An 11,350-nucleotide genomic window follows, 5' to 3' on the forward strand; every position below is an offset into this window, starting at 1 on the left:
ATGAACGTCACGAAGAACGGAGAAACCTACGACCTTAAATACGCAAAGAGGGCCATGCTCGTCGTTGTCATCCTTCCTCTGCTCGTTATGTACACCGAAGCGATGCTGACCCCCGCGCTCCCGACGATTCAAAAGGAGTTCGCGATAAACCCGAACGACGTCAGCTGGGTTCTGACGATATACCTCCTGGTCGGAACCGTGAGCGCCGCCATCTTCGGAAAGCTCGGCGACATGTACGGAAAGAAGAAGATTTTTCTGGTCGCCCTCGGTTTTTACACTTTGGGCGTTATCCTCAACGGCTTCGCACCGAGCTTCCGCTGGTTGCTCTTCAGCAGGGCAATTCAGGGGCTTGGAATGGCGATATTCCCGTTAGCGTTCAGCCTCGTCCGCGAGGAGTTTCCGCCCGAGATGGTGCCCCAGGTTCAGGGAATGATAAGCGCGATGTTCGGCGTCGGTATGGTCATAGCCCTCCCCCTCGGAGCTTACGTTACCCAGCACTGGGGCTGGCGCTGGACGTACCACTCGGCGGCTCCCTTCGCGGTCCTGATGTTCATCCTCGCGTGGAAGATACTCCGCGAGAGTCGCTACATCAACCCCGGAAAGCTCGACTGGCCCGGAGCTTTGTTCCTAATCTGGGCCGTCGTTCCGGCCCTTGTAGCGGTAACGCGTGCCCCAAACGTCGGCTGGACTGCCAAAGAGACGCTTATCCTCTTTGCGGTCTCGATAGTTGGCGCGGTCCTGCTAGTTCTGTGGGAGAAAAGGGTTGAAAACCCGATAGTCCCACTTGACGTCGTGACGGCAAGAAATCCAGCCATAGTGAACCTCGGAATCATGTTTGCGGCCTTTGGAATCTCGATGATGAGCCAGGCGAACACCTACATCTTCCAGATGAAGCCACCCTACGGCTTCGGCAAGAGCATACTCGACAGCGGTCTGCTTATGACTCCGATGGCGGGCGTCATGCTAATCATCGCCCCCCTGGCAGGCAGGCTGATGCCCAAAATCGGCGCCAAGCCACTCGCGATAGTCGGCTCACTTGTGGCCAGCTCTGGCCTCGCCGTTTTGGCAAAGTACGCTCCCCAGTTTCCCCCGAACCACCTCTGGGCCTTCGTGGGGATGATAACCTACGTTGGGGCGGGAATAACGCTCATGAACATCTCCTTCATCAACATCCTCGTCTTCAGCGTTCCGCCGAGGGTCATGGGCGTCGCGACCGGTGCCAACAGCCTGTTCAGGAACTTCGGCTCGACGTGGGGACCGGCTATAGCCGGAACCGTGATGAGCACCTACTACATCCTCTTCCATCCGCCCGGTGCCCCTTCGTGGGTTAGGATAAAGATACCGACGACGAAGGCCTACGAGGTGCTCTTCGGAACCTCCGCCGGAATCTACCTCTTCCTGGCGATACTCAGCCTGGCCATCGTCGAGGTCATGAAGGGCGGGAAGATTCGGGAGGTCGAGAACGGGGGAGAAAAGAAGGTAAAAGTTGGCTGAACTCCTGCTTTTCCCTTTACTCTCCCCTGAAGGCCTTCAAATACAGCTCCCTTATCTCTTCCGGCTTTGGTTCAACCGGGTTGAAGAACACCAGTCCGTCGCGGTAGGCCTTCTCGGCCATCTCGTCGAGCCTCGCCATGAAGGTTTCTTCATCGACGAGCTCGCTCAGCTTCGGAACGCCCGTCCGCTCGTTCAGCTCTCTGACGGCATCAACCAGCGCCCTCCAGTCCTTCAGTCCGAGCTCCCTCGCTATCTCGTCGTAGCGCCTCCTCGCGTAGTCGCTTCTCCCGGCGTTGAACTCCATGACGTAGGGCAGGAATATGGCATTGAGAAGTCCGTGCGGACCGAGCCAAGCAGCCTTGTGGCTCATAGCGTGGCAGAGACCGAGGCGCGCGTTGAGGAAGGCGATTCCGGCCATTGTAGAGGCGTAGTGCATCTTTTCGCGCGCTTCCTCGTCGCCTTCGAGGCTCCTCTCAAGGTAGCTGAAGACGGTCTTTATCGCCTTGATAGCCATCGCGTCGCTGAAGTCGTTGGCGACCTTGGTTGTGTAAGCCTCTATCCCGTGGACGAGCACATCCAACCCGGAGTTTCGCGCCACTTCCCTCGGCATCGTCATCGGTAAGCGAGGGTCGAGTATAGCCACTTCAGGCGCTATCTCCGGCGTAACGATGTTGTACTTGATTCCGCCCTTCTTCAGAACGCTCGCTCCGGAGACTTCGCTCCCGGCACCGCTCGTCGAGGGAATCGCTATGAGCTTAGTCTTCAGCTTTGGAACAGGTTTGGGCTTTGAAAAGCGGTCCATGAAGGCTATCTCCTCGAAGTTCAGCTCGGGGGCATCGTAGAAGACCTTCAGCGCTTTCGTCGTGTCTATCACGCTTCCACCGCCGAGCGCTATCAGCAGGTCCGGCTTAAACTCCCTCACCTTCGGCAGAAACTCCTCTATCGTTTCCACGCTCGGCTCCGCTGGAAGGCCGGCTATGGACAGGACCTCCGCTCCCGCTTCCCTAACGTAATCCTCCGCCTCGCTCAGGAAGCCGTGCTTTTTCATCGAGTTGCTGGCCAGAATAAGAACCCTCTCGTGCCCGCTCGCCTCCTTCCTGAGCTTCTCAAGAGAACCTTTGCCCTCGATGATTCTTGTCTTGAGCCAGAACATCGCCACCACCGGACTAAGTTCGCGGGGGTCTTTTTAACGGTCTCGCAGAGCTGGAAAACATTTTTATTTACAGAAAACTTTTTTGTTTACGCAAATGTTTAAATTCGAATCCCGAACCACTCATCGGGTGATTCCATGAAGGGAATTACTGCCCTCGCCTTGGTCTTCGTTGTTCTAGGTGCCGCTGTTGCGGCCGGTTGCATCGCCTCCGGAGGTCACCAGCAGGAAGCAACAAAGCGGTTTTCGGGGCAGACTGTCGTTGTCTGCTCCGGAGCGGGTCTTATGAAGCCGATGAACGAGATTATAAGCCTCTTCGAGAACGAAACTGGAGCAAAAGTCGAGGTGAGGTATGGGGGTAGCGGGGAGATTTTCGGGATTCTTGAGACCTCCTGCGGCTGTGACGTTTTCGTGCCGGGCTCATACTATTACCTTGAGGAGGCCGCCCAGAGGGGCTACATACTAAACGGCACCATCATCAACGTGACAAAGCACATACCGGTCATCATAGTCCCTAAGGGCAATCCAGCTCACGTGGAGTCCCTCCGCGACCTCGCGAAACCGGGCGTCAAGGTTGTGCTCGGTGACCCCAAGGCCTGCGCCATTGGAAGGGTTGCGGAGAAGATACTCAAGAACGCGGGGATATGGGGCAATGTTAGCAGGAACGTAATCGCGTACGCTCCGACCGTCAACCAGTTGCTCGTTTACATCGCCACCGGACAGGCTGATGCGGCCATAGCGTGGGAGGACACCGTAACGTGGGCCCAGGCCAGGGGAAAGGTTCAGGTCATTCCTATACCTCCCGATGAGAACTCAATAAAAACAATTCCGACTGCTGTGACGGTCTGTGCTAGAAAGGACGGTCATCTGACGGTTGCTGAGGCTCTTAACGAGTTCATAGCGAACCATACTTCAATCTGGGAGGAGTGGGGGTTTAAGCCTTGGAGCGGCTGAGCTTCAGAAAGGTCTCGATAGGCCTCACGCTGTTCTTTACTGCTTTCCTGTTTTTGGCCGTGGCGACACTTTTCTTCGTTCCCAGCCCCAGCGAAGTTGTGCGCTCCCTGCGCTCAGCGGAGCTCCTGTTTTCCCTTAGGCTGTCTCTACTGACGTCGGTCACAGCGACGCTCCTGGTTGTCCTCTTTGGGGTTCCGATAGGATATTCACTCTCCCGCTTTGAGTTCAGAGGAAAGAGCGCAGTGAAGTCCATCATAGACCTTCCTATGGCGTTTCCTGAGCTCGTGCTGGGCCTTGCACTGCTGTTGCTTTTTGGCAGTACTCCCGTTGGTAGGGCTGCGGCCGACATCGGCGTTCAAGTTGCCTTTACTAAGCTCGGGATAGTCGTTGCCCAGTTCTTTACGGCGCTTCCCTTCGCGGTTCGCGTCATATACACAACCTTCGAGGGGATAAGCAGACGCTACGAGCTCGTAGCCAGGAGTCTCGGCTACTCGGAGTTGGAGACGTTCATTCGGGTGGTTCTTCCGATGGCAAGGGGAGGACTATTTGCCTCAACAATAATAGCCTTTGCCCGCTCAATGGGCGCCTTCGGTGCCGTGCTGATACTCGCCGGCGGGACTTACATGAGAACCGAGACACTGCCGATAACCCTCTACCTCAACCTATCATACGGAAACCTTGGAATGGCCATAACCAGCGGAATAGTCCTCGTCTTGGTATCATTCGCGGCGATACTGCTCTTTGAGTGGCTGGAGGGGGGTCGCAAAGTTGCTGGAAGTTGAGAACCTTACCCTGAGCGTTGGAGACTTTCACCTGCGGGGGGTTTCGTTTTCCGTTAAGGGAAGGGACTATCTCACCGTGATTGGACCGACCGGGGCCGGAAAATCCGTCCTCCTTGAGGCAATAGCCGGATTTTACCCCCTCTCCTCTGGCAGAATAGCCCTTGAGGGCAGGGACATAACGAGGGAACCTCCTGAGAGAAGGGAAATGAGCATAGTCTACCAGGACTACATGCTCTTCCCGCACATGAGCGTCTTCGACAACATAGCCTTCGGTTTAAAAAAGAGAAGGCTCTCCAGGGGAGAAATTGAGAGGGAAGTCCTGGAGATTGCCGAGGAGTTGCACATCGACCACCTCCTCCACAGAAAGCCCGGAACGCTGAGCGGCGGGGAGCAGCAGAGAGTAGCTTTAGCGAGGGCCCTAATCGTCGGACCCAAGGTCCTCCTCATGGACGAGCCTTTCTCCGCCCTTGACACGAAAACCCGGGAGGAGCTACGCTCCCTCGTTAGACTTGTCATCGGCAAGCACGGCACGACGGTAATCCACGTTACCCACGACTTCGAGGACGTCTTCGCCCTGGCAAAGCACGTTGCCGTGATGCGCGACGGGAGGATAGTTCAGTTCGGAACGCCAGAGGAGGTCTTTTCGCGACCCGGAGACGAGTTCATAGCGAGCTTCGTTGGCACGAACCTGCTCAGGGGACGGGTTGAAGAAAGGAGCGACGGCCTGACTGCCGTGAGGGTCGGGGACGTAATCCTCTACACCGCGGACGAGGCGGAAGGGGAAGCAACGCTCTCGCTCAGGCCCGAGGAGATAATACTCGCCAGAGAGCCCAAGGAATGCTCTGCCCAGAACGTTGTCCCCGTCGAGGTAGCGGAGATGGAGAGGCGCGGCCAGCTCGTCTGGCTCTCGCTTGTCTCGGACGGTCTCTCGTTTCGTGCGGTTGTCACGCCGAACGCCGTTGAACTGCTCAAGATAAGGCCCGGTGAGAGGTTTTACGCCATCTTTAAAGCGAAAGCCCTGAGGGTGGTAAAATGAACTCGATAAGGCTGTTTGAGCTATATCTCTGGGAGGACTGCCCGTACTTCGACGAAACCGTTGAGCTGCTTGGGGTCAGGGGTCTGGGCAGAATGAGCATAGTTTCAAGGGAACCGGGAATTGCGGCCTGCACTGAGGAGCTCTCCGACTTCCTCAGCACTCTTGGTCTGAAAACCGGTTTTGTGCCAAGCGGGGAGCGATTTGATACTGGTTCAGCCCTCCTGTGGGCGGAAGGTGACCTGAGGACGCTCTTCAAGGTTTGGCGCGTTAGTCAGACCTTCCTTTCCATAACCTGCGCGATAGCGACCGAGACTGGAAAGCTCGTTGAGCTCGCGAGGAAGGTGAATCCGGACGTCATCATCGCCACAACGAGAAAAACCCACCCTGGGATGCGCTACTTCGAGCTGAAGGCCGTCAGGGTCGGTGGGGGAGACGTTCACAGGAATTCCCTCAGCGATTCCGTGCTGATAACCCAGAACCACCTCCAGGTGGCCCGACCGGGGAAGCTGATGTCGCTTCGTAAGGTTGAGCTTGAGCCCAGAACAGCAGAAGAGGCTCTGGAGTATGCGCGGAAGGTTGATGTGCTTCTGCTGGACCACTTTTCCCTCGAAGAGCTCGGAGAGCTCGTTCCCAGGTTGAGGTCCATTAACCCATCGCTCGAGATAGCCGTGGCGGGAAACATAAACGCGGGGAACATCGCGGACTATGCGAAGCTTGCCGATATCATTGTAACCAGCTCGCCCTACTACGCGGTTCCCCTTGACCTGACAACGAGAATTGAGAGGCTCTAAACGAAAAGGGAGACGAGCCTCGCAATAATCCCGGCCCAGAGCATTCCGTAGGCAAACGTTGCGGCCTCAATCACGAGCGCCCTCTTTATTCCAAATTCCCTGGCGAGCATCGAGAACGCTATTATGCAGGGTATCTGGAAAGTTGATGCGAGCCCGAACGTGAAGAGCTGAAGGGGGCTCATTACCGCAGAGAAGTCGGTTGTTCCGAGGGCGTTTGCAAGCATTGCCGGGACGAGGTCCTTCTGGAGGAAGCCGTAAATCAGGGGAATTATCGTCTCGGGGGGCAGGTGAAGCCAGCCAACCGTCAGAAAGCTGAAGGGCTTGACGAGGGGACTTACCAAGTTGTAGTAGGAGATTGCACCGTAGAGCATGCCCCCACCGATGAGAAGGGGGATGACGATGTAAACGAAGTCAGCCATCCTGACCCACGCCTTTACGAGCATGTTCTTGAGCAGCGGCCTCCTGTAGGGGGGAAGCTCCTCGATGAGGTAGTGCTCCTCAGGAGGTATGACCACGTTGAGAAGCTTTGCGGTCAGGACGAAGAGGAAGAACGACGCCGCATAGATTCCAAGGGCGTAGATTGAACCCGCGTAGTGACCCACGACGCCGAAGATTATCCCGGCGCGGGAGGAGCACGGAACGGTCATGTAGAGAACGGCTACCTTCAGCCTGTCCCGGAAGCCTGACAGAACCCTAGTTGCTCTGATTGCTGGAACGGTGCATCCAAAGCCGAGCATCAGGGGTATCACGGCCTTTCCAGGGAGGCCAAGTTTTCCCATGAGCCTGTCGAGAACTATCACGAACCTTGCCAGAACACCGCTGTCCTCGAGGAGAGCTAGAATCAGATAGAAGATTCCCACGTATGGAACGGCAACGCTTATCCCCGCCGCGAGTCCGACCAGCGCGTTTTCAACGACCAGCTTCACGAAGTAGCTCCTGGACGAGAGCCACGGCTGGAGCGCTCCTAGGAGCTTGTCGAACAATCCCCCTAGAACGTTCTGGAACCATCCCCCCAGATACAGAAGGGACGCGAACATTCCCCCAAACAGGAGGAGTGTAAAGATGAGTCCCCCAAGTGTGCTGTTTATCAGAATCTCATCGAAGCGACTCAAACGGAAGGGCTTTCCGGTTATCCTCTCTACCCTCCCCGCCAGAAGCGATGCGTAGCCGGCCCTCGTGACTATGATGTCCCTCTCAATGTTTGGATGCTCCCTTTTGAACCTCCCCTTAATCTCTTCCAGTTCCGGAAATCCAAAGAGCTCCCCTGCGACCGGGTCTCCTTCGAGGAGCTTGACGGCAATGCCCCTTTTTGAAAGTTTGCCCTCGTATCTGAGCCTGCCCATAACCTCCGATATGGCCTCCTCTATGTGGTCATCGTAGGTGAAGGAGTAGCTGGACCTCCTCGCCTCAGGAAGTCTTTCGAGAAGCTCATCGAGTTCTCCCCTAACGGGGTTAATCCGAACGACCGGAACGCCGAGTATGTCTTCAAGGAGCCCCCTGTTTATCAGAATCCCCCTCCTCTCGGCTTCTTCCCAGAAGTTGAGGGCCACAATCATCGGGACACCGAGCTCAGCGAGCTGAAGGGTGATTATGAGCCCTCTCTCGAGGGCCGTCGAGTCGAGAACTTGGAGAACGGCGTCGTAGTTTCCTTCAAGAATCATCCTGTCGGTTACCTTCTCCTCCTCGCTTGACGGCGTCAGGCTGTACACGCCGGGGGTATCAACAAACGTGACCCTCTCGCCGCCTACGATTGTCTCCCCCTCGCTTATGTCAACGGTGGTTCCAGGATAGTTAGAGATTATGACTTTAGCCCCTGTGAGGGCGTTCAGCAGGCTCGACTTGCCGACGTTAGGCTGGCCTACCAGAAGAACCCTCATTAGCTGGGACCCCCTTAATCTTCTCAGCCACCCGGCCATCAACTACAGCGAGTCTTCCCCCGACCTCAACGACGTAAACGTCACCCTTCCTTAAAACCCTGAACCTGGCACCGGGAATGAGACCAACCCCCATGAGCCTCGCGATGACCTTGGGGTTCTCAACGTCCATGAAGGCAACCACGCCTTCCTCCCCCTCCCTGAACCCGCTGAGGGGTCTAGCCTGCTCGGCGCCCCTGAGGTAGCCTATCCTGTCCCCCATGTGCTCCAGCGAATGCGCCGTTCTGTGACCCAACAGCCTCTCAACCGTTTTGTGGTATGTGTAGATGACTTCTGCCGCCTTCTCTCCGTTCTCCGTGAGCACTATTCCTTTCCCCTCCATCCTTGCAAGGCCCTTCCTTTCGAGCTCCTTGACGGCTTCCATAACCTCCTCCCTGGTGACCCCGCTGTCCTTCATCACGTCCTCCACCGTTGGAGGGGACCCCTTCTCCTTGGCGAGCCTTAGAATGTCCTCCATTAGTATTTCCAGCCATCCCATGCTTCCACCTCTGTTAGGTTGCCCTAATGAAATTTTAAACCTTTGGCAACCCGTTGATGATTACCCATCCTTGGTCCGTAAGGTTTAAAGTTCGTGTAATTCACCCCACACATGGAATTAGGGAAACCTAATGGGGGGTGATGCCGTGCTCGTGAAGCTTGGCGTTCCGTGGCTTGAGGAGGTGCTTCCGGAGGGATTTCCTGCGAACACCTCAACGCTGGTAAGCGGGCCGGGTGGCTCTGGGAAGCCCCTAATCGGCTACATATTCGCCTCCGGCTGGCTCAAAAATGGCGGGACCGTCATCTTTCTCCTCACGAGCACAACCGTTGACTACCTCCGGAACACAATGCGGCTCTTGGGAACCGACCTTGAGAGATACAGGAGAAGGGTCTTCTTCGTTGAGCTGGACCCCGCGATGAACGGGATTGAGCTCGTATCCGACAACCACGTCAGGGCCAACTTTGTGAAGCCCGATGTCTGGGACGAGTCCATAGCGCTTGGAAGCGTTTATCTCAGCAACTCCCGGCAGACGCTCGGCACTATGGTAGTTGGTTCAGCGCTCAACCTTCTCTTCTTCTCGCCGACCTATGGAAGGGCCATCCACGAAAAGATTAAAGGGGCCCTGGGTGTTGATAAAACAAAGACGTACTTTCTCACGGTGAACACGGACGTGTTCGGGGACATGGTAAGGGAGCTGGAGGAGGTTGCTGACAACCTCATGTTCAGCAGGATGGAGAAGCCGATGAGACTCTTCCTCAGGATTGAACGGATTAAGGGAGCCCCATTTAAAAGGAAAGAGATTGAGGTTCCTCTCTCAAGGGAAATCCTTGAGGAGATTAGAAAAGAGGCCGAGAGGGGGAAGAAAAATCTAATTCCCGCCATAAAGAGGCTGTGAGGTGGGACCGTGATTCTCATTGATGAGTATTTTAAGAACTATCCAGCCAGGAAAAGGGTGGCCGAATTCCTGCTTAAGAATGGAATAAGCGTCCGCAACGGCTCGCTCTACATCGGGAACGTTGAGGTTTCTCCAAGCGCCGTTGCTAGGGCTCTGGGAGTCAACAGGAAGGTTGTGTACTTCACGGTTGAGACGATAGAGTCCTCGGGGGCACTTCGGTTGCTCTTCGAGAGGCTGAAACCCGGGCTGAGTGTGGAGGAGGTTGCGCCGGCGATGGGATGGGAAACCCTGGAGATTGAGGTGAACGGCTCCCCTGCGGCCGTGCTGGAGAGCGTTCTGAAGGGGGTCGCCGCTGAGGGGAACGACGTCGTTTCGGTAAACCTCCGGAACCTTCCGGGGGAGGACGTTTACCTGTCAATCGTCGTGGAGAGACCCCTTAGGGGTGAAACGCTGAGGAAAATCGGGGGAGCTCCCGGAGTGAGGAGAATTCTAGTCAGAACTCCCGAAAGAGACAAGACCAAGCTGGTCTGCACGTTCTGTGAGGTCAGGTATTGTCCCAGAAGGCTGGAGGGTGGTGGTAATGTGGAGGGTTAGGAGTGAGGTTGCAACGCTACCCGACTGGGAGCTCTCCGGCGAGCCAAATGCAAAAATCCGCCTCGACAGGAACGAGAATCCCTTTGACCTGCCGCACGGCCTCAAGAGGGAGCTCTTCTCAGAACTCTTTAAAATTCCCTTGAACCGCTACCCCCCTGCTTTTCCCGCAGACATCGAAGCGAAAATCGCCGGAAACCTCGGGTTAAGTCCTGAAAACATTCTGCTTGCAAACGGAAGCGATGAGCTGATAGGTCTTACCCTTAAGCTCTTCGAGGGAGACCACGTCGTGGTGAGCCCGCCCACCTTCGGTATGTACCCGTTTTTTGCGGCCGTCGAGGGCCTGAAGGTCGTGAGCGTTCCCCTGGATGAAAACTTCGAGCTTGGCGACATCGAGGCCCACGCCGATGGTGCGAGGGCGGTTTTCATATGCTCCCCCAACAACCCCACCGGGAACGTCCAGCCCAGGGAAAGAATCATTGAGGTGCTTGAAACCGGTGCCCCCGTGGTGCTTGACGAGGCCTACGTTGAGTTCTCGCGGGGAAGCAACGCTGACCTCGTTAATGACTACGACAACCTCGTGGTTCTCAGAACCTTCTCGAAGGCCTTCGGACTCGCCGGTCTCAGGGTAGGATACGCCGTGGCGAGTGAGGACACCATGAGGCAGCTGAGGAAACTGAGGCCCCCCTTCAGCGTGAACTCTCTCTCGCTGAGGGCGGTTGACTACATGCTCGACCATCTCGATTACGTTAGGAAGATAATCCGCTACATAGTGATGGAGCGCGAGAGGCTTTACGGCTCGCTCAGACCCCATGCTTATCCAAGCGAGGCGAACTTCCTTCTGGTTAAGCTCGACGCCTATGAGTTCCTTCTAGAGCGTGGAATCGCCGTCAAAAAGCTCTCCGGAAGGCTTAAAGGCCACGTGCGGATAACGGTCGGCAGAAAAGAGGAAAACGACGCCCTTCTAGAAGCCTTGGAGGAGTTTCTGGAGAGGACGGGCTAGTCCTTTTCTTCCCTCTTCATCTCTTCCAGTTTGCTGACGAGCCTCCCTGCTATTTCCTCAATCGCCTTCGCCGCCGGGGTGTCTCCGTAGAGGACGATGGGGATTCCGGCGTCGCTGGCTTCCCTCGCTTTAAGGTCTATTGGAATCTCCCCGAGAAAATCAACGCCCTCCTTCTCGGCCAGCTTTCTACCCCCACCCTTGCCGAAGAGGTCAATCTCATTCCCACAATACGGACAGATAAG

12 protein-coding genes are annotated in these 11,350 nt (G+C 56.1%); 8 read left to right on the forward strand and 4 right to left on the reverse strand.

Features of this window, described 5'->3' with window-relative positions; translation table 11 throughout:
• A partial coding sequence (locus tag MVK46_RS04600; protein WP_297535472.1) for an MFS transporter occupies positions 1–1,494 on the forward strand: 1,494 nt, incomplete at its 5' end.
• A 16-nt stretch (positions 1,495–1,510) separates the two neighbouring features.
• Here MVK46_RS04600 and MVK46_RS04605 read toward each other — a convergent pair.
• On the reverse strand, positions 1,511–2,647 hold the full coding sequence (locus MVK46_RS04605; RefSeq protein WP_297535482.1) for an iron-containing alcohol dehydrogenase: 1,137 nt from the start codon (positions 2,645–2,647) through the stop codon (positions 1,511–1,513).
• A gap of 135 nt (positions 2,648–2,782) precedes the next feature.
• Here MVK46_RS04605 and modA point away from each other — a divergent pair, with 135 nt between their 5' ends.
• The 4 genes from modA to MVK46_RS04625 are packed head-to-tail and all read left to right on the forward strand — an operon-like array spanning position 2,783 to position 6,207.
• Positions 2,783–3,598: a molybdate ABC transporter substrate-binding protein gene (modA, locus tag MVK46_RS04610; protein WP_297535473.1), complete on the forward strand. Its 816-nt coding sequence runs from the start codon at positions 2,783–2,785 to the stop codon at positions 3,596–3,598.
• Positions 3,586–4,380 (forward strand): ABC transporter permease, encoded by a 795-nt coding sequence (locus MVK46_RS04615; RefSeq protein WP_297535474.1) that lies wholly within the window; start codon positions 3,586–3,588, stop codon positions 4,378–4,380. The genes modA and MVK46_RS04615 overlap by 13 nt, the downstream gene beginning before the upstream one ends.
• Positions 4,367–5,416 (forward strand): ATP-binding cassette domain-containing protein, encoded by a 1,050-nt coding sequence (locus MVK46_RS04620; RefSeq protein ID WP_297535475.1) that lies wholly within the window; start codon positions 4,367–4,369, stop codon positions 5,414–5,416. The genes MVK46_RS04615 and MVK46_RS04620 overlap by 14 nt, the downstream gene beginning before the upstream one ends.
• Positions 5,413–6,207: a hypothetical protein gene (locus MVK46_RS04625; protein WP_297535476.1), complete on the forward strand. Its 795-nt coding sequence runs from the start codon at positions 5,413–5,415 to the stop codon at positions 6,205–6,207. The genes MVK46_RS04620 and MVK46_RS04625 overlap by 4 nt, the downstream gene beginning before the upstream one ends.
• Here the strand turns inward: MVK46_RS04625 and feoB are convergent.
• Entirely contained in the window at positions 6,204–8,084 is a 1,881-nt protein-coding gene (gene feoB / locus MVK46_RS04630; RefSeq protein WP_297535477.1) for a ferrous iron transport protein B, read from the reverse strand. The genes MVK46_RS04625 and feoB overlap by 4 nt on opposite strands.
• Entirely contained in the window at positions 8,056–8,619 is a 564-nt protein-coding gene (locus MVK46_RS04635) for a FeoA domain-containing protein (RefSeq protein WP_297535478.1), read from the reverse strand. Before MVK46_RS04635 ends, feoB begins: the two co-directional genes overlap by 29 nt.
• A gap of 145 nt (positions 8,620–8,764) precedes the next feature.
• On the opposite strand from MVK46_RS04635, the gene MVK46_RS04640 reads away from it, so the two are divergent.
• The 3 genes from MVK46_RS04640 to hisC are packed head-to-tail and all read left to right on the forward strand — an operon-like array spanning position 8,765 to position 11,108.
• Positions 8,765–9,514 (forward strand): ATPase domain-containing protein, encoded by a 750-nt coding sequence (locus MVK46_RS04640; RefSeq protein WP_297535479.1) that lies wholly within the window; start codon positions 8,765–8,767, stop codon positions 9,512–9,514.
• Positions 9,515–9,523: 9 nt separating this feature from the next.
• Complete coding sequence (locus tag MVK46_RS04645) at positions 9,524–10,108, forward strand: regulator of amino acid metabolism, contains ACT domain protein (RefSeq protein WP_297535480.1); 585 nt, start codon at positions 9,524–9,526, stop codon at positions 10,106–10,108.
• On the forward strand, positions 10,095–11,108 hold the full coding sequence (hisC, locus tag MVK46_RS04650; RefSeq protein ID WP_297535483.1) for a histidinol-phosphate transaminase: 1,014 nt from the start codon (positions 10,095–10,097) through the stop codon (positions 11,106–11,108). Before MVK46_RS04645 ends, hisC begins: the two co-directional genes overlap by 14 nt.
• On the opposite strand, the gene MVK46_RS04655 is transcribed toward hisC, so the two are convergent.
• Positions 11,105–11,350 (reverse strand): P-loop NTPase (locus MVK46_RS04655; protein WP_297535481.1); only part of this gene is annotated, 246 nt, incomplete at its 5' end. The two genes, hisC and MVK46_RS04655, sit on opposite strands and share 4 nt — an antisense overlap.

Origin of the sequence: Thermococcus sp. (genome assembly GCF_027066465.1) — an archaeon.
Taxonomy (GTDB): domain Archaea; phylum Methanobacteriota_B; class Thermococci; order Thermococcales; family Thermococcaceae; genus Thermococcus.